We start from the raw sequence: 19,815 nt of genomic DNA on the forward strand, positions 1-19,815 counted from the left end.
GTTTCAACATAATGAAGAACAGTATTTTATCGTTGGTATTTTTCCTTTGTGTAGTCGTTTTTGAAAGCTGCCAGCAGAAAGATCAGCGCGCTGGAACTAATGTAGTTGATACATCGAGAATAGATGGTAGGCAGAAACTAGAAAATGAGATACAAACTGCCATATTTATCGAAACGGTAGCCTCGAGGGAGATGCTTAAAGTTACATTAGGGAAACTCGCTGTTGAGAAGGCAGAAAATTCTGGGGTAAAAAGCTTTGGAAACCTTGTTGTTCGAGATCATAAAAAAATGAATGATGCATTAAAAGTATTAGCAATAGCTAATGGGCTGAAACTGCCTATTTCCTTGTCTAAAAATGATTTGAAGCAAGTGCAGGAAATGAGCAATATGAAAACCATTTATTTTGAAAAGTTATATATGAAAATGATGATCGAGGACTACAATAAGGATATTGAACTTTTTGGTGGGGCCAAAAATAGTCCAGACACAGCAGTCAGTAACTTTGCTCGTAAGTTTTTACCCGTTTTGGAGATTCACAGAGAAAACGCGGTAAAAGTCCGCAGTGGCCTTACTCTTTAAAATTCAACACGAAAATGATTGCGCCTGTCAAAAAAAGTACAGTGGCCAAAACCATTAAGGCTACGCTTAAAGAGTTTTCTTCCGTACCCCATGCATAATCAACTAAGAAACCTGCAAAAACAACCAGAACTCCAGAGATTACAAAATTTCTTTTTCTCTTCATGAAACATCTCCTTTCTATTATGAAGTAAACAAATCAATAGTAGAATTGTTTAAGCAGAAATACTTGTATTATGCAACGCAATATAAAAAGTATGATCGGTTTCGCCATGGCGGCAACTGACGGGGAAATTGGAAAGGTTGATGAGTTTTATTTTGACGATGAAACCTGGACGATACGTTACCTGATCGTAAAAACAGGTGGCTGGCTACTGGAACGTAAGGTTTTGATCTCGCCAGCAGCTTTAAAGGAGCCGGACTGGGAAAATGAGTCATTTCCAGTTAACTTGACAAAGGATCAGGTTAAACACAGCCCGGATATTGACACTGAAATGCCGGTATCTCGACAGCAGGAACTTACTTTGTACAATCACTATCAATGGCCATATGGCAATGTCAACAGTATAGGTTTTTATGGCGGCATGGGCATGCTGGGTATGATGGAGTCCAGACTGCCCTTTGAGGAGGCCATTGCGCTACTGCGCCACGAAAAAGAATCCAGTGATCCGCATCTACGTAGTATGAGTGAAATAAAAGGATACCGTATTCATGCTACAGATGGAGAAATAGGAGAGGTGTCGGATCTTATGGTGGATGAGAACTGGAAGATTTCCGCTCTGGTGGTGGATACAGGTCATTGGTTCCCGGGTAAAAAAGTACTGGTCTCACCAACATGGATAACAGAGTTAAGTTGGGGAAGCTCATCCGTAAACGTGAATGTTTCCAAGGAAGCCGTAAAGAACAGTCCAGAACTGTTAACCTAAATAATTGTTATAGTTTAAAATCAATAAATCCCTACAAATCATTTGACTTGCAGGGATTTATTAACGTAGTTGGTTAAACGCCTACACTAAACTCAATTTCTTGAGGAGGCAAGCACTGCGTGTCGTCGCATGTTCCAAACTCCAACTTGCCTTTAACAGCTATTTTTCCTTTTGACTTTATATTAATCTTCTGCTGAAAAATTACAGCCTTTTCAAAGTACCCGATCTTCATATTAAACATTTTGTCAAAATGACTTATAGGTTTAGGTTCAATTGTCTTACCATTTAATACATAGTCCTTTGAAGGGTGGAAAGAAAAAGCTGTTTTGGTGGGGCCATCGCCTGCGATATTTTGTGAATAGATGTGCCAGCCTTTGTCGATTGTTGCTTTTAGATAAACTATGGCTTCTTTTGAATTTAAGCGCTTGGCCGCATAACTCCATTTAACAGGATTTAAAATTTGTGCACTAGCGAGTTCGCCAACTAGGCATAAGGCAATAAAAATTAAGAGTTTTTTCATTGTGTTAGTCGTATATAAAGGTTAAGAAAATATTATACTTTTAAAATTAGGCATTTAAAGCAGTTATTTTTACTTACAAGGATTAAATTTTCAATCTATAAATCAGTATTTTAAGAGAGATTTATGTGTTAAGTTGAAATTAAATCCTTGTTAAGGATTGAAATAAGCATTATTTTTATACTTTTGCACTCCTTCAAACAAGGAAATGATTCCGTAGCTCAGCTGGTAGAGCATTACACTTTTAATGTAGTGGTCCTGGGTTCGAATCCCAGCGGGATCACAGAGACCTGAAAGACGGTCACCGATTAAACAGAAAAGGCGCATCAAAATGCGCCTTTTCTGTTTAAAATGTTTTTTTTTCCGTTGCTCAAAAAATAAGCAGATCAAATCGAATCATTTTCTATATCCTTCGTTTGGGTATATTATATAATTAAGAACTTATTGTAAATGTGATGTAGGTCACACTATAGATTGTAATATACTTCGGAACTTTGTGCTTCCTGATTTGCAGGAGATGCATTAGATTGATTAAATTATTATGAAAAAGACAAATTATATCAGATTTCTATTATGTAGTCTAGTATTGCTAGGAGCTCAGTCTACCAAGGCGCAGAGTTTACCGAATGACAAACTGGGTGATATTTATGCAGAAGACATCAAATGGTCGGCATTTCCAGCATTTCCTCCAGAAGCTCGACTTGCCGTTTTGATAGGCGATCCAAAGACGGAAGGCCCCTACGTAGTGAGGGTAAGACTTCCTTCCAATGTGGTGTTAATGCCTCATAAACATCCCGAAACTAGAGTATACACGGTAATTAGTGGCATATTTTATATAGGCATTGGAGAAAAGTACGATCCTGCAAAATTAAAAGCATATCCACCGGGAAGCGTGTTAGTACTTCCTGCTAATACACCTCATTTTCATTGGGCTAAATCTGGAGGTTATGAAACACAAGTTAGCGCTTACGGTCCACTGGGAATTAGCTATATAAATCCTTCGGATGACCCCAGTAATACAAAAACAAATAGTCGTATAAAACAATGAATTTACAACTAAAACATACAATTAAAAGGTGAGTGATTCGGTGAGTACTAAATCCAAAACCTTCCAGATAATGATTAACCCACGGTTTTCGCAGCAGGCGTGAATCCCATCGGGATCACAGGAAATAGTAGACTTATAAAAGCCTGTAATCAATTGATTACAGGCTTTTCTTCTTTACATGTATCGTCCTAAAATATTCAAGAAATCACGCATCAATGGATCAATTACAAATTGTTGCAGTTAGTTTTAATTGGGGTTGGAGTTTCGTATTGTCAATGATGGCCTATCTTTAATCCGAATTTGTAATTATAGAAGTAATCATTAGATTTGCCGCCCAAATGAACAAACGGCGCCAAAGGCCCTGATTACTTTAGATAATTACGAAAAATATAAAATGGAAGAGAACGATTTTGTATCCATCTGGCTGGAAGAAAGCGGAAATCCTGCTATAGAGGAGTTAACACAGCTTAATCTGGACATGGCCAGTAAAGCAGAAAAAACCTTAGCCGATAAAGGCCTTTCAGAAAATGATCTTGCGGTCTCCCTGGATATCAATGCAGATGAAATCAAAAGATGGCTTATTGGCAGGCATCCTTTCAGTATAAAGACTTTAAAGGAAATTTCTGCTACACTCGCAGATTATTAGCATAAAAAAGCCGAACCTAAAAAGTTCGGCTTTTTTATGCCCAAAGGGCATAAATTCAATATTTACTTTAAATCAAATCTATCCAGATTCATCACTTTAGTCCAGGCGGCTACAAAGTCATTTGTAAATTTGGCTTGACCATCAGCGCTTCCATACACTTCAGCAATCGCTCTGAGTTCTGCATTTGAACCAAAAACAAGGTCGGCACGAGTACCTGTCCATTTTATTTCGCCGGTATCACGGTCAGAACCTTCGTAAATTTCTTTATCTACTGATGTGGCTTTCCAAACGATGTTCATATCAAGCAGGTTTACAAAGAAATCATTGCTAAGCTGACCTGGACGGGAGCTGAACACCCCGTGTTTAGATCCATCAGAATTAATGTTCAGTGAACGCAAGCCCCCCAATAATACCGTTAACTCAGGTGCAGTGAGGGTAAGCAAATGTGCTTTATCAATCAGCAGCTCTTCGGTGGAAACCGGGATTTTCGATTTGCGATAGTTACGGAAACCATCGGCAACAGGCTCCAGGTAGCCAAATGATTCCACGTCTGTTTGTTCTTGTGAGGCATCCATACGACCAGGTGTAAAAGAAACCTTAGTCGCTTGTCCTGCATCCGAAGCTGCTTTTTCAATACCCGCGCAACCGGCCAGTACAATCAAATCTGCAATCGAAACTTTTTTGCCATTTGCCTGTGCAGCGTTAAATTCCTTTTGAATGCCTTCTAGTACATCTAACACCTTCTGCAATTGCGATGTATTGTTTACCTGCCAGTATTTTTGGGGAGCAAGGCGAATACGTGCGCCATTAGCACCACCACGTTTGTCTGTGCCACGGAAGGTAGAAGCCGAAGCCCACGCTGTAGAAACCAGTTCAGATATACTTAAGCCCGAAACTAATACTTTTGTTTTCAATGCTGCAATGTCGCTTTCATCAATAAGCACATGGTCTACAGCAGGAATAGGGTCTTGCCATAGCAACTCTTCTTGTGGAACATCAGGGCCAAGATAACGTTCACGTGGTCCCATGTCTCTGTGTGTTAATTTATACCATGCACGTGCAAAAGCATCCGCGAACGCGTCAGGATTTTCAAAAAAGCGCCTAGATATTTTTTCATATGCTGGATCAAATCTTAAAGCAAGATCTGTAGTCAGCATGGTTGGACGATGTTGTTTTGAACTATCAAATGCATCGGGAATAAAAGCTTCTGCATCTTTCGCTACCCATTGGTGGGCACCAGCTGGACTTTTAGATAATTCCCATTCAAAGCCAAACAAGTTCTCAAAAAAGTTATGGCTCCATTGAGTTGGTGTTTTTGTCCAGATCACTTCCAGTCCGCTGGTAATTGCATGTGGACCTTTACCAGAACCATAGCTATTGCTCCAACCTAAACCTTGCATTTCAACGTCCACTGCTTCCGGTTCCTTACCCACATGCTCAGCAGAGGCTGCACCATGGGTTTTACCGAAGCTATGGCCACCGGCGATTAAGGCAACCGTTTCCGCGTCGTCCATAGCCATACGGCCGAATGTATCGCGAATGTCTTTGGCAGCAGCAATAGGATCTGGATTACCGTCCGGACCTTCCGGATTCACGTAAATTAAGCCCATTTGCACGGCCGCAAGCGGTTTCTCCAGATTCCGGGAATGGATATCACCATCGGCATTGTCATCTGAGACCAATACACCATGGCCTTCTTCTACGCCTGCTGAACCATGTGCATAACGCAGATCGCCACCCAGCCAGGTCTTTTCAGCACCCCAATATACTGATTCATCGGCTTCCCATACATCTTCACGTCCACCACCAAAACCAAAGGTTTTAAAACCCATTGATTCCAATGCGATGTTCCCTGTAAGAATCATCAGATCGGCCCATGAAATATTACGTCCATATTTTTGTTTAATCGGCCAAAGCAATCTGCGAGCTTTATCCAGACTTACATTATCCGGCCAGCTGTTAAGCGGAGCAAAACGTTGTAGACCTGCGCCGGCACCACCACGACCATCACCTACACGATAAGTCCCGGCGCTATGCCATGCCATCCGTATAAATAAACCACCATAATGACCAAAATCTGCGGGCCACCAGTCCTGCGAGTCGGTCATGAGCACGTGAAGGTCTTTTTTTACGGCCTCCAGGTCGAGGCTTTTAAATGCTTCGGCATAACTAAAATCTTCGCCCATTGGATTGGATAAAGAGGAGTGTTGGCGAAGAATATTCAGTTTTAACTGGTTGGGCCACCATTCGCTGTTCCGGGTGCCTCCACCGCCAACATTATGTTTCATGCTGCCATTATGAAAGGGGCATTTACTGATGTCATTTGATTCTTTTTCCATATTTTAGATATTATGTATTGAACGTTTTTATACTTCGATAATTGAAAAGTATTATAAATTTAAGGTATTGGATGTTATAATCACAATCAATTAATTCTATGGTGGATAGTTAAAATCTATAAACTTTTCAATTTTCACTGCTGGTACGATTGTCCAGAATGAAGACTGTGGCGTGACAATTAACAGCCAATTTATAACTAAGTTAGTATTATGTATAGCAAACTGAAAGTCAATATTTTCAGCATGAATACACCAATCTTCCTGTTCGTTTCTGTCACTGGTGTTCTTTTAGTCTTGTGCTGCTTACAATTAAAAGCTCAGACCGTTCAAACGAACGGAAGCTCGAGGACAAATATTATTACAGGTGTCCCCTTCTTACTTATTGTACCTGACGCGAGGACAGGTGCGATGGGAGATGTCGGTGCGGCAACGTTGCCAGATCAGAATGCGTCAGCAATTAACCCCTCAAAATTGGCTTATATGGAACAGCCTTATGGCATGTCCGTATCCTATTCTCCCTGGCTAAGCAATTTAAAAGCAGGCATCAATCTCGCCTTTCTTAGTGCCTATTATAAAATTGATGAAAGAAATACAGTAGGAACGTCTTTAAGATATTTATCACTGGGCGAGGTGCAGCTTTTTGATGCCAATAGGCAGGATTTAGGTACCTATAGCCCAAATGAATTTGCGTTTGATGTTACTTATGCGAGAAAATTTGGTGAGTCGTTTTCTCTCGGAACTGCATTAAGGTACATCAGATCTGACTTGGTGTCGGGGCAGCTTTCTTCCGGTGGCACAGGTTATGCCGGAAATGCTGTTGCAATGGATGCTTCAGCCTATGTCAGGAAGCATACCGTCCTTTTTGGAACCGATGCACTGCTGGCATTTGGTTTAAATATCTCCAATATTGGAACAAAGATCGGCTACAATGATGCGGGTAATAAGTTCTTCCTGCCCGCAAATATCAGGTTCGGTGCTGCATCCACTTTTATTTTTAATGACCTAAATCAGTTTACTTTTGCGCTAGACCTAAACAAACTACTGGTTCCCAGCCAGCCGGTTTATGACAGCGACGGCAAAATTATAAGTGGACATGATCCAGATGTATCCGTTCCGACGGGGATTTTCAGTTCTTTTAGCGATGCCCCGGGTGGAGGGAGTGAAGAATTGAAAGAGTTAAGTATTGGAACCGGTCTGGAATATACCTATGATAAAAAAATTGCCCTCCGTGGTGGCTATTCATATGAAAATCCTCAAAAGGGAGACCGCCGATATTTTACAGTAGGAGCAGGCTTCAAATACCAGCCATTTGTGTTTGATCTGGCTTATATGATTGCAGGATCCCAAAATAACCCCCTTGCTAATACACTAAGATTCACATTAACCTTTAGTCCTGTCCGCAAATAAAAAGAATAATTGCACGACAATCGTAGAATGAATTTAACTAAAAGTTAAGTATTGGGGGTTAATAACCGAATCATGTTTTTAAATTAAAAATAAAATACTTTTTTATTGTCTTTTATAAAATTTTATTAGCTTAAATAAAAAGAATAAAAATTTTTATTTTGTTCAGACTAATAATAAATACATGATTTTATAGAAAAATCGTTATTATTTAGTTACCTTTGTTTCATTACCAAATAGTTTAGAGCGTTCCAGTAACCGCACTGATTCTTTTAGAGACATTTCTATTTTCTTTAAACTATATAATTGTAATAATAATCATTCACTTAATCATCCCCATTATGAAAAGATTAATCATTGCTACTGGCATTACTTTTTCCGTATTTTGCTTCACATCTTCCGGATTTGCACAAGCATCAGCCGAAGCCGACGCTTCAGCAACAATTGTCACCCCCATCAGTATCGCGAAAGTAGACGATATGGACTTTGGAAATGTCGCTACAAATGGGGCTGTCGGTACAGTTACCTTATCACCAGATGGCTCACGCGGCTTTTCAGGCGGTGTAACCCTACCTGCAGACGATGGTTCTGTTAGCGCAGCTACCTTTACCGTTACAGGATCGGGGGCATATACCTACACCATTACACTGCCTACATCAGTAGTCATTACAAGCGGTACAGATAATATGACTGTAAATGCTTTCACAAGTACCCCATTGAGTGCAGAAGGCTTGTTGGCAGGCGGCACACAAACGATCAGTATTGGTGCGACATTAAATTTAGTTGCTTCGCAGGCAGAAGGATCATATACATCAGCGACTCCATTCACCGTAACTGTAAACTATAATTAGAATTTTACGTTCTTAGTATACGGTCTCATCAACCGTTCATCATACCCTATTGAAATCACCTTATGCATAACAAGGCTGGAATACCTATGCTCATGGCATTTGCCCTGACCATAGCAGCACAATTTATCTATATACCCGGCATAATGGCCCAGGGCAACCTCGTCATTATGCCGCGAAGGGTAGTTTTTGAAGACGCAAAAAAAAGAACCCAGGAACTCAATATCGCCAATAGCGGGGCGGATACTGCAAAGTATCTGGTCTCAGTCATTCAATACCGAATGCTCGAAAATGGCAATTTTGAACTCATCACAGTACCCGATTCCGGGCAGTATTTCGCAGATAAGAATTTCAGGTTCTTTCCGCGAAGTGTGATCCTTGCGCCTAATGAGGCACAGACGATAAAAGTTCAGGTCATCAATACAGGAGAACTAAAACCTGGTGAATACAGGTCACATCTCTATTTTAGAGCGGTGGCCAAGGAAAAACTCCTTGACCAAAAGCCAGAAGCAAAGTTTGCAAAAACCATGACCGTGCACTTGGTACCAACTTTTGGCATTGCCATTCCGGTGATCATCAGAGTAGGTATATCACCTGCTACAGTCAGTATTTCAAAATCTGAGTTTACCCTGAATGTCCAGAATTACCCTTCGTTAAGCCTAACCTTTAATCGAACAGGTAACGCTTCCGCGTATGGAGACATTAAGGTGAATCATATATCCGATCAGGGAAAAATTACATCCGTCGGACTGGCAAAAGGGTTTGCGATCTATACACCGATTAAAATACGGCGCTTTACATTTAAGCTGGAGAAATCTCCGGGCGTTGATTATCGCAAAGGGAAGCTACAGATCTTATACACAACCTCATCTGATTCGAAGCCGGTCATAATTACGGAATCCTCGCTTAAATTATTTTAAAGAGATCCGAGGCACACAAGGGCAATTTAACCGCTCAAATAAATGAAAAAAAATATACTTAGCAGGGGTATAACCTCTTGTCTTGCAGTTATTTTTCTCAGCTTTCAACTGTCTGCTCAATCTGTTACCAATTATACCTTTACTGGCACGACCGCTACTTTCACTGCTTTATCGGGCGCGAGTGCGACGAGCTGGACAGGATCTACAGATGATGGTTTGTCAACGCTGATACCAATCGGATTTGACTTCTGGTATATGGGAGCCAGATACACCAGTATTTCCGCCAGTACCAACGGCTGGATTTCAATGGGCAGTGTCCCTACAGATTACGTGTACACCAATAGTCTGTCTACCGCAGGATCGCCCCGACCAGTTATCGCACCACTGTGGGATGACCTGGATGTTGTAGTGACCAGCAACGTCACGTATAAAACTACCGGGGCAGTGGGCAACCGCGTATTCACCTTGCAATACCTCAATGTAAAATGGTATTACCTGTCTTCGGGTGCAGTATGCTCCTTCAAGGTAAATCTATATGAAACAAGTGGCAAAGTAGAATTTGTTTACCGTTCTGATGCCACTGCGGTCGCTTCTCCCTCTGGCTCTATAGGGATTACCGCCACCGCAATAGGATCAGGAAATTTCCTGTCTGTAAATAATGCAGGTACCAGCGTAAGTTCTACAACTGAGGCCAGCGTTACCACAAAAAGAGTCACTGGCAGAACATATACCTTTACCGCGCCAATCCCAATTGCCCCGTCTACACTTAGCTTTTCAGCGATTGGAAATACAGCGATGACCTTAAACTGGGCCGATCTCTCTTCAAATGAAAGGGGCTTTGCGATTTATCGCTCAACGGATGGTATAAACTACACTTTTATTAGCCAGACTGCCGCAGCAGCCACATCTTCAATTCAATCCGGCCTTACGTCAGGCACCACTTATTATTGGAAAGTCTATGCCATTACAGAAGGAGGAATGAGTACCGCACTTAGTGGCAGCCAGACTTTGTCATGCACAGGCCCGGCAATTTCGCAACTTCCTTCCAGTAGTCTCATTGCTTATTACAAGTTAGAAGGAAATGCAAATGATGTTACAGGTAACAATTCCGGAACTTTTCAGGGCGGTACGCCCACGCAATCCGCCGACCGTTTCGACCTTGCAGGCAAAGCCTATATTTTTAACGGAACAAGCAATTATATTTCAACAGCGAATGTTTATATAAACCCGGGACCGCTGAGCACCTCCACCTGGTTTAAAACTACGACTACAGTTGGCGGGGCGTTAATCGGTTTTTCAAGCCTCCAAACAGGTGGAAATGGAAGCAGGGACCGTTTCATTTACATGACCAGCGCCGGTACTTTATACCTTGCCGTTGCACCGGGCGCCGTGAAAAAGTACCTCAGTACCACAGCTTCATACAATGACGGAAACTGGCACATGGCCACAAGCACGCTGGGTACCGGAGGTTTAAAATTATATGTAGACGGGGTTCTTGTGGCCAGTGATGCTACGGTGACCACCGCCGAAACGACCACCGGCTACTGGCGCCTCGGGTATTCGGATTTATCCACCTGGCCAAACGAACCTTCCAGCTATTATTTCCAGGGTACACTCGACGATGCGGTAATATACCACAAAGAGTTGTCTTCCACAGAAGTAGGCATTTTATATAATTCGCCGGATGGCGCCGGAAGTAATTCACCCGTTTGCGCAGGGACAACACTTAACCTTACCGCTACAACAGTGGCCGGGGCCACCTATTCCTGGACTGGCCCAAATGGCTTTACTTCGTCCTTACAAAACCCTGGTTTAACCTTTTCGGCCGCCTATGCAGGTATTTATACGGTACAAGCCACAGTAGCCGGCTGTGCGGTAGCCTCAGTAGCGTATGTCAGTGTTACCTCAACAGGTAACACAGGGCAGTGGACTGGCAACCTAAGCACAGACTGGGCAACCGCCGGAAACTGGTGCGACGGGGTAGTTCCAGGTTCATCCACAGATGTAATCATCGCCGCCAACGCAACGAGAATGCCGAATATCAGCACCAGTGTAAGCACTAAAAACCTGACCATTAACACGGGGGCGAGCGTAACTTTGACTGGTACAGGCACACTTAATGTTGCCGGCACGCTTGCCAATAACGGAACCTTTACGAACACGGGAACGGTCAATTTTAATGGTACCGGCGCACAACAAACCTTCTCCGGAATAACTTCCTTTTTTAATCTAACGCTGAACAACAGCAATGGTCTGCTTTTACCCGCAGCAATTACCGTAAATAACAACCTGCTGCTTACCGCAGGCACATTAAATGCGAACAACTTTAACCTGACCATTAAAGGAAACTGGACAAATAATGTTTCAACCACCGCATTTACAGCAGGGACAGCAACTGTAACTTTCAACAACACAACAGCACAGGTCATTGCAGGCACATTCAGCACCACCTTTAATAACCTTGTCATCGCAAATACAGCTAGCACAGTTACCCTAAATACAAACATCAGTATAAGTGGTAACCTTTCTGTAAACAGCGGAGCATTTGATCTCAGTACTTTTACCGCCAACAGGGCAACCGCAGGGGGCACACTGATGGTAGCCAATAATGCAACTTTAAAAATCGGGGGTACAAATACTTACCCGGTTAATTTTACCGCCAATACTTTGGTGGTAGCAAGTACGGTAGAATATTCAGGAACCGCCCAAACTGTGGCGAACCAATTGTATGGAAATCTTACGCTAAGCAGTTCAGGCGGCGCAGTCATAAAAACATTTCCAGCAATAGCACTAACCGTACTCGGGAACCTGAACAGCAATTTAGCGGCTGGCACCTCTGTTTCTTTTACTGCCGCAGCAATAATTACTATCAACGGAAATGTATCTATTGGCGCTTCCACTACATTTAATGGCAGCAGCTTTTCACACAGCATTGGTGGGAACTGGGTAAACAATGGAACATTCAATGGTAACACCGGCACCATTACTTTTACCGGCCCGGGCAAGACGGTAAGTGGGGCGGGCACCCAGAATTTCAATAACCTTACTATTGCGGCTTCATTAATTAGCTTTTCGGTAGGCAGTATCAGCTTAACAGGAAACCTTGCGACTACAGGATCCGGATCTTTCAGCCAGCTTTCCGGGGGAACCGTCCTAATGACTGGCACAAGCAAAACCATTAGCGGAACAGGGATTTCACCTGATAACCTAACGATTAGCGGCACAGTAAGCACGACTGAGGCCTTGGTTATTACCGGCGATTTATCGGTAAGTGGAAGCTTTACAACAAGTACTGGCGCTACTACCATGAGCGGAACTTCAAAGACAATTTCTGGCGCAGGTACCATGAGCTTCGGCATACTTTCTGTAGCCGGCACCATTACCTCGACAGCTAATTTTACGATCTCCTCCAGCCTTTCGGTTAATGGTAGTTTATCTGCGACAGCTGGAACGGCAACATTTACCGGGACAGCTACATTAAGCGGAACAGCCAACCTTTTCAATACAACCATTAATGGCACTTCATTGCAATTATCAGCCAGTTCTACGCTGGGGATCGCAAGCGTGCTGACCATTACTTCAGGCATACTGGATGTCAGCTCTTCGGCACCTAATACCGTAAATTTTAACGGTAGTGGGGCCCAGAACATCAATGCCATTACTTATAACAACCTTAGCCTTACTAACGGAAACAACAAAACCGCTATCGGCGCTTTAACGATAAATAACAGCCTTACCATCGGTACCAATACCACATTTATACCTGGTGCCTTTACACATTCCATTTACAGCAACTGGAATAATTCAGGGACTTTTACCGCAGGTACAAGTACCATACAGTTCCTTGGAAATCAACCCTCTAATATTACCGGGGCCACAACTTTTAATATCCTCACTGTAAACAATACCACAGCGACTACTGGTGTAATCCTGCAAAGTAATATAACTGCGGCGACGGTGAACATGACACTGGGTACCCTGCTTAGTGGATCAAATACCCTTACCATAACCGGCACCAGGACTGGCAACGGAATTATACTGGGTAATATTCAGCGAAACCATGTTTTTACAACAGGTGTAGCCTATGCTTTTGAAGGACCTAACAATCTGGTCACTTTCTCCGGGCCTTCAGGCATCAACAGTGTAACCGTATCCGTTGTTGTTGGCCCCCTGGGTGATTTCCCCTTTGGTGGCTCGATCAGCAGGTTCTACACCATTACCGTTTCATCGGGCACCTATACCAGCGCTACGCTCCGCCTGCATTATGAAGACACCGAGCTCAACGGCAGCAATGAGTCCACTATGGGATTATGGCACTACAATGGAACTTCATGGATGGCTTCTGGTAAAACAGCCAATGATGCGACAGCCAATTACGTGGAGCAAACGCTCGTACCAGATATTACCAATCGCTGGACCCTTTCCGACAATTCAAATGTAGTGCAATGGAACGGCAGCGTAAGTACAAACTGGAATACCGCCGCCAATTGGACAACCGTTCAGGGCTCGGCATCAACACCGCCATCGGCTACGGATATTGTAAATTTAGGCACCATAACTTTCAGTAATCAGCCAACCATTAGCAGTACGGTAAATGTTAAGAATATAAATTTTGGAAGTGCACAAGCGGTAACCCTTTCTATGGCGAGCGGGGGCTCACTTACTTCAGGCGATATCTATGGAACCTGGAGCAGTAATGTAACACATACCATCAACGCCGGTAATCAATCCCTCATCGTAAACGGAAACTTATCCCTGAGCGACGGAACAAGTGGCCATGCCATCAATCTGAACATTGGTACAGGAACCGTAACCCTGGGCGGCTCCCTTACCCAGTCCGGCGGCGCAAATGTTGTTTTTAGCGGGACAGGAAACCTGATCATCTCTGTAAACCATAATTATGTGAACGGAACCTTTACCCCCGGCACGGGAACTGTTACTTACAGTGGCATAGCCAACCAGGTCATTGGTGCGGTAAGCTATAACAACCTGACCATTAACAAAAGTGCAGCTGCGGCGGAAATCAACAACACCCTCAGTATTGGCGGTAACCTAACGGTAACCGCCGGGGAACTGGATAATTTTTCAGCGACTACGATTATAGGAAATGTGAGCATTTCATCCGGGGCAACACTCCACAATAACAGCATTTTATACATCGGAGGCAACTGGGCGAACAGTGGTACTTATAATGATGCCGGAACAAAAACAGTTTTTAATGGCGGCGGAACACAGACCATCACAGCATCTACCTTCAATAATCTGGAAATAAATAAACCGGTAGGCACTATCGCTGTCCTTACCGGGGATGTGACCTTAAAAGGGAATCTTACCGGAACATCGGGAACACTGGACATCAAATCCTTCTTTTTTAACAGGACTGTGGTCGGTGGCACAGCTATCATCGCAGATGCAGGTACCTTAATTATTTCGGCAGATAATGCACCTAATAAATTTGCCAATTACGCTTTAGGTCCGCTTAGCACCGTGATTTTCAATGGTACTGGCACGCAGCACCTGCTTTTACCGGGTGTGGTGTACGGAAATTTAACCTTCAGGGATACCGGACTGAAAATACTCTATACGCCGATTACTGTTAATGGTGATCTGACCATTGAAACGGGCGCTACATTTGATGGCGGCTCCAATACCCTTACGGTGAATGGCAACTGGATCAATAGCGGAACTTACATCCCATCTGCAAGCACAGTCCTTTTTGCAGGCGCCACTAAAAACATAACAGGAAATAACACCTTCCATAAGGCCACCGTTACAGGAAGCTATACCATTGTAAATGATGCGACTTTTAACACTTTACTGAACATTACGAGTACCGGAGCTTTATACGGAGGATCAACCCTCCATATTACGATGAACGGCGACCTCATCAATAGTGGTATTTTATACAATTTAGGCAGTACTACATTTACCGGAAATGTGGTGCAGACGCTAAGCCTGATCAATGCAGTGAACACGGTTGCGCTAACCGTGAATTTTAACGGTACCGTATCACCGGTTTTAAATTCGACGTCTGCTCCTCAATTTGGCTTTTTGAACATCAATAACACTGGTGGTGTAAACCCGAGTGTTGGATGGACTATATTATACGCGCTCACGGTGGGAAGTGGTGTCTCATTTACCGGAGGAAACCCTACGCATAATTTATTGGGGGCACTGACAAATAATGGCACGATAACCAGCAGCGGCACCTTAAACTTTATTCCAACAACAGCTGCCACTATAAACATGGGCAGTATTTTCTCAAGCACAGGTACGGTAGTTTTTGGCGGTGCTGGCGCAACGACCCTGGCGGGTAGCCCTACCTCATTTCGTAATGTTGTAATTTCCAATACCAATGCCGCCGGGATCACACCTTCCTCCGCATGGACGATCACCAATAATCTTACTATAAATAGCGGGGCCATCCTGAATGCGGGGAGCTATGCTCATTTAATTGCGGGTAATATCTCCAACAACGGCACTTTGAACCGCAATACTTCTACCTTTACCATGAATGGAGCTGCTGTACAGAATATTTACAGCATTTCTCCCTTCAATAATTTAACGGTCAGCAAAACTGCCGGCTCAGTACAGCTTTTATCGGATGTCGGCGTAAACGGGACGCTGAACTTTACAGCAGGGAACATTCAGACCGGCAGCAATGTACTTACTCAATCTTCTACAGGTAACATTACCGGTGCCGCTCAGAATACGGGCTGGATAAATGGCCGGCTGCAGAAAAACATAGCTACCGGACCTACCACAAAAACCTTTGAGATTGGTGATACGATAAGTTATACGCCTGTTTCCCTTACTTTTGCAAGTGTGACTACTGCAGGTGATTTGATCGCTTCAACTACCTCAGGCGACCATCCTGAAATCAGCGGTTCCACCATCAATGCAAGCAAAAGCGTGAACCGGTTCTGGACCCTGGAAAATAGCGGAATCGCATTTACCACCTATAATGTAACTTTTAATTTTGTAGCTGCAGACCTGGACGCAGGCGTAGCAACCAGCGCCTTTATTGTTGGTGGATTTAGCGGGTTTAGCGCATTTGCCCGTGGCTCCTGGACTTATCCAATGGTCGGAACTCCAGCATCTACGACGATACAGGCCACAGGGCTTACAGAATTTGCTGAATTCCAAATTGGGGAAATGAGCATTTTTATTAAGACCTGGGATGGCGGTGCAGGAACAAGCAATTGGGGCGATGCGGCGAACTGGAACGTGGATGGCGTACCTACCGCTACTGATAATGTGGAATTAACTGGGGCAAATACGATAAACATTAACGTAGTTGCGGTTACAAAGAATTTATTGCTCAGTAATACCGGACTTATATTGACTACAAATGCAGGAAACGCTTTAACAGTATCCGGAGATTTCAGCCTCAATTCCGGAACATTTAATACCGCGGCTGCCTTTCCATCAGTATCCGGAACAGTTGATGTAAGCAATGGTACAGTAGGATTTATCGGCGGTACTGCCCAGACAATTCCGGCATACAATTACTATAACCTGACCAGCAGCTCAACAGGAAGCCGTACACTTGCAGGTACTGGCACCATTGGCATTGCAAATACATTTAGCCCAGGCACCAATACTTATACCATAACGGGAAGCACGGTTAATTTTAATGGCAGCGAACCACAAACTATCCCGGCGTTTAATTATAACCAGCTTACCTTAAGTAATGCAGGGTTAAAGACATTTAATACTGGTACAACAGGAATTGCAGGCACTTTAGCTGTTACAGGAAGCGCTACAACAAATACAGCAGCAAACGCTTCCACAATCAGTTATAACGGTCCGACAGATCAAACTGTAACAACAATTCCATATTACAATCTTGATGCAGCAAATTCCGGTGGCATAGTTAGCCTTTTGGATGCGACAATTAACAACAATCTTAGTATAACGTCGGGAACTGTCAGCATCGGAACGAATACAACAGTACAAAAAATTACTGTAGACGGAGGTATAACAATAGCTAGCGGAGCGACACTAAATGTGGCCACCATTTCTGATGCGACGCACCTGTTAACAATAAGTGGAGATGTAACAAACAACGGAACACTGAACCTAAGACCTGACGCAAACAGTTCAGGTAATACTACATTTAATAAAAATGGAGTTCAAACCATAACAGGAGCAGGTACCACAACAAGTTTTAACAGCATCACTACGGACATGGGTGCCTTAAATACCAATTACCTTGAGGTAACAGCCGCTAATTTCTCTGCCCCAGATGGATTTCTGACCCTCCGTAACGGTTCATTCCAGCTCAACAGTTCAACGGTGAGCCTTAGTCCTTTTACAGCCGACATTGCAACAGATAATTTTTTAATACCTGCTACTGCCGGTTTATGGGTAAACGCAGGAATCATTAATTCACCTGACATGAACTGGACGGTTGCCGGACTTGTTAAAGTTACAGGTGGTGCATTAAATATGGGTAGCACAGCAAACAATTATGTATTACCTAAGAGCACAGCGCATTTTGTAATTGCCGGCGGAAATTTTAACCTGGCATCAGCAATTAGTAATCCCAGTGAAGCCTGGACACTTGATGTACAAGGCGGAACAATGACCATAAATACTTTGGGAAGTACCACAGCAGGTATCGCCCCCTTTAACATGGATGGACCGGGCGCTACATTTGGCATGTCTGGGGGAACCATCGTGATTCAAAATGCGGGCGGAAGTGCCGGCCAAAACCTAGGGTACAGAAACCTTAGCACCACCGGAACCGGCTTTATCGGCGGAACGCTAAAAATGGGGAATGCTTCAACAGCCGCGGCACAGACCATGGATATCAACTCAACCAATCCTATTTATAATTTAAGTCTTGCCAGCAGCAATGTAACCGTTCCACTTATGTCTTCCGACCTTATCGTTAAGAATAATGTGACTATTACCGCCGGTACACTGGACATCAACAGCCAGACCTTAAAAATAGGCGGGAGCATCAGCAACAACGGAAGTTTTATCGTGAGTGACGGAACGATTGAAATGAACGGTTCAGCTGCGCAAAATATAGCGGGAGCTGCTTTTACTGGAAACCGGATCAGGAACTTAACGATTAACAATACTGCTGGAGTAACTTTAGGCGGTTCATTGGACCTTACGGATATTCTTCTGGTAAGTACTGGGCAGTTTAATTCAGCGGGCTACCTTAAGCTGGCATCAACGACGACTAAAACCGCCCTGATTGACGGAAGTGGTATCGGTAGTGTAACTGGTAGTGTAACCATGCAAAGGTACCTTGCCGCCGGCTTCGGATATAAGTATTTCAGTGCGCCTTTTCAGAACGCAACGGTAAATAGCTTTGCGGCAACAGTTGACCTAAATGCCTCCTTTCCCAACTTTTATAATTACATAGAGGATAAGGTAAGCAGCGGATTTACTTCTTACACCAATCCTTCAAATCCATTGGTGCCATTACAGGGATATGCAGCAGATTTCGGGTCATCAACTTCGTCAAAAACAGTGAACATGGCTGGTACAGTAAGTAATGGGGCATTAAGCACTACTTTATACAATCATAATCAATTGTATACGAAAGGATTTAACCTGGTCGGAAACCCTTACCCTTCACCAATCAACTGGGATGCTTCGAGTGGATGGACCAGGACAAACATAGACAATGCGGTATATTTCTTTAACTCAGGAAGTGTGAGTCAATACACTGGAGGCTATAGTACTTATGTCAATGGTATTTCCAGCGATGGCATAGCTGCTCCGGTTATCGCCTCTATGCAAGGCTTTTTTGTTCATGTAAGCGACGGTACCTATCCCGTAACCTCAACACTGGCTATGAATAATAGTGTAAGAGTGAATGACCTTGCGCCTGTTTTTCATAAATCTGTCATGAGCACTGCAAGGAATGTGAATTCAAGCCCACGTATGCTGCTCAGGTTTAGTGCTAATTTTTCAGATCACGCACAATCTTCAGACCCGATTGTGGTTTACACAAACGGACAGGCAACCCAGGGCTTCGACAAGCAACTGGAAGCAGTTAAGCTGATGAATGACAATGGAGAACTTCCAAATTTATACACAATAGCTGAAAGCACCTCCAAATTAGTGATCAATGCGCTGTCGGAACTCGATACAAGCACAGTAATACCTCTTGGAATAAAGATAGAGAAAGACGGCAATATTACATTTAACCTTAGAAATCTCGAAAATTGGCCGGCGAACCTAAATCTTTACCTCACAGATGCGGTAACAGGCGCTAATCAAGATTTACAGCGGAACCCGATTTACACAGTATCCTTGAAGAAAGGAACGATTGAAAACCGGTTTTCTTTACGCTGCACGGCCAAAAATGGGGCCAACGAAACAGATGGGGATATTTATACCATATATGGATCTGGTGGAACGATGTATGTAAAGATTAGATTGCTAACAGCACAGCGGGGACAGTTGATCATCAGCAACATCATGGGGCAGGTCATTTCGCAAAGACAAATTGAAGGAAATGGGGAATACCCACTTACCGGACTGGCCCCAGATGTGGTCTACGTGGTAAGTTTTATAACACCAAGAGGCACACATAGCAAAAAGATATTAATCAGTAGCAGATGATT

General features: G+C 43.4%; 11 protein-coding genes and 1 tRNA gene. 9 read left to right on the forward strand and 3 right to left on the reverse strand.

Features of this window, described 5'->3' with window-relative positions:
* Nucleotides 1-11 precede the first annotated feature (11 nt).
* Complete coding sequence (locus tag FBD94_RS20345) at nt 12-578, forward strand: DUF4142 domain-containing protein (protein ID WP_136881564.1); 567 nt, start codon at nt 12-14, stop codon at nt 576-578.
* Here FBD94_RS20345 and FBD94_RS26000 read toward each other — a convergent pair.
* The gene (locus FBD94_RS26000; RefSeq protein WP_169472370.1) at nt 568-741 is read right to left on the reverse strand and encodes a hypothetical protein; all 174 of its coding nucleotides are present in this window, start codon (nt 739-741) and stop codon (nt 568-570) included. The genes FBD94_RS20345 and FBD94_RS26000 overlap by 11 nt on opposite strands.
* A gap of 70 nt (nt 742-811) precedes the next feature.
* On the opposite strand from FBD94_RS26000, the gene FBD94_RS20350 reads away from it, so the two are divergent.
* Entirely contained in the window at nt 812-1,501 is a 690-nt protein-coding gene (locus FBD94_RS20350) for a PRC-barrel domain-containing protein (RefSeq protein ID WP_131608357.1), read from the forward strand.
* Between the two features lie 73 nt (nt 1,502-1,574).
* On the opposite strand, the gene FBD94_RS20355 is transcribed toward FBD94_RS20350, so the two are convergent.
* Nucleotides 1,575-2,021: a protein-disulfide reductase DsbD N-terminal domain-containing protein gene (locus tag FBD94_RS20355; protein WP_136881565.1), complete on the reverse strand. Its 447-nt coding sequence runs from the start codon at nt 2,019-2,021 to the stop codon at nt 1,575-1,577.
* A 207-nt stretch (nt 2,022-2,228) separates the two neighbouring features.
* Here FBD94_RS20355 and FBD94_RS20360 point away from each other — a divergent pair.
* The 3 genes from FBD94_RS20360 to FBD94_RS20370 all read left to right on the forward strand — a co-directional run bounded on the left by FBD94_RS20360 (nt 2,229) and on the right by FBD94_RS20370 (nt 3,712).
* Nucleotides 2,229-2,301: transfer RNA gene (locus tag FBD94_RS20360), tRNA-Lys, on the forward strand.
* Nucleotides 2,302-2,559: 258 nt separating this feature from the next.
* A complete protein-coding gene (locus FBD94_RS20365) occupies nt 2,560-3,066 on the forward strand; it encodes a cupin domain-containing protein (protein ID WP_205945236.1) in 507 nt (168 codons plus the stop codon).
* A gap of 394 nt (nt 3,067-3,460) precedes the next feature.
* A complete protein-coding gene (locus FBD94_RS20370) occupies nt 3,461-3,712 on the forward strand; it encodes a helix-turn-helix domain-containing protein (RefSeq protein ID WP_131608351.1) in 252 nt (83 codons plus the stop codon).
* A gap of 62 nt (nt 3,713-3,774) precedes the next feature.
* Here the strand turns inward: FBD94_RS20370 and katG are convergent, their stop codons facing one another.
* Nucleotides 3,775-6,051 carry a catalase/peroxidase HPI gene (gene katG / locus FBD94_RS20375; protein WP_136881566.1) on the reverse strand — a complete coding sequence of 759 codons (2,277 nt, stop codon included), beginning with the start codon at nt 6,049-6,051 and terminating at the stop codon, nt 3,775-3,777.
* Nucleotides 6,052-6,294: 243 nt separating this feature from the next.
* Here katG and porV point away from each other — a divergent pair, with 243 nt between their 5' ends.
* The 4 genes from porV (at nt 6,295) to FBD94_RS20395 (ending at nt 19,813) form a co-directional block, all read left to right on the forward strand.
* Nucleotides 6,295-7,458 (forward strand): type IX secretion system outer membrane channel protein PorV, encoded by a 1,164-nt coding sequence (gene porV / locus FBD94_RS20380; RefSeq protein WP_235884579.1) that lies wholly within the window; start codon nt 6,295-6,297, stop codon nt 7,456-7,458.
* Nucleotides 7,459-7,796: 338 nt separating this feature from the next.
* Nucleotides 7,797-8,306, forward strand: coding sequence for a DUF4402 domain-containing protein (locus FBD94_RS20385; protein WP_131608349.1), 510 nt, complete (start codon nt 7,797-7,799; stop codon nt 8,304-8,306).
* 62 nt (nt 8,307-8,368) lie between these two features.
* Nucleotides 8,369-9,223, forward strand: coding sequence for a fimbrial biogenesis chaperone (locus FBD94_RS20390; protein ID WP_136881568.1), 855 nt, complete (start codon nt 8,369-8,371; stop codon nt 9,221-9,223).
* A gap of 42 nt (nt 9,224-9,265) precedes the next feature.
* On the forward strand, nt 9,266-19,813 hold the full coding sequence (locus FBD94_RS20395; RefSeq protein ID WP_136881569.1) for a fibronectin type III domain-containing protein: 10,548 nt from the start codon (nt 9,266-9,268) through the stop codon (nt 19,811-19,813).
* Nucleotides 19,814-19,815 lie beyond the last annotated feature (2 nt).

This window comes from Pedobacter hiemivivus (assembly GCF_005144565.1).
Classification (GTDB): Bacteria; Bacteroidota; Bacteroidia; order Sphingobacteriales; family Sphingobacteriaceae; genus Pedobacter; species Pedobacter hiemivivus.

Coding starts and splice junctions, on each gene's coding strand:
- FBD94_RS20355 (WP_136881565.1), bottom strand. CDS start 2,021: ATGAAAAAACTCTTAATTTTTATTGCCTTATGCCTAGTTGGCGAACTC.
- FBD94_RS26000 (WP_169472370.1), bottom strand. CDS start 741: ATGAAGAGAAAAAGAAATTTTGTAATCTCTGGAGTTCTGGTTGTTTTT.
- FBD94_RS20365 (WP_205945236.1), top strand. CDS start 2,560: ATGAAAAAGACAAATTATATCAGATTTCTATTATGTAGTCTAGTATTG.
- FBD94_RS20390 (WP_136881568.1), top strand. CDS start 8,369: ATGCATAACAAGGCTGGAATACCTATGCTCATGGCATTTGCCCTGACC.
- porV (WP_235884579.1), top strand. CDS start 6,295: ATGAATACACCAATCTTCCTGTTCGTTTCTGTCACTGGTGTTCTTTTA.
- FBD94_RS20385 (WP_131608349.1), top strand. CDS start 7,797: ATGAAAAGATTAATCATTGCTACTGGCATTACTTTTTCCGTATTTTGC.
- FBD94_RS20370 (WP_131608351.1), top strand. CDS start 3,461: ATGGAAGAGAACGATTTTGTATCCATCTGGCTGGAAGAAAGCGGAAAT.
- FBD94_RS20350 (WP_131608357.1), top strand. CDS start 812: ATGCAACGCAATATAAAAAGTATGATCGGTTTCGCCATGGCGGCAACT.
- FBD94_RS20395 (WP_136881569.1), top strand. CDS start 9,266: ATGAAAAAAAATATACTTAGCAGGGGTATAACCTCTTGTCTTGCAGTT.
- katG (WP_136881566.1), bottom strand. CDS start 6,051: ATGGAAAAAGAATCAAATGACATCAGTAAATGCCCCTTTCATAATGGC.
- FBD94_RS20345 (WP_136881564.1), top strand. CDS start 12: ATGAAGAACAGTATTTTATCGTTGGTATTTTTCCTTTGTGTAGTCGTT.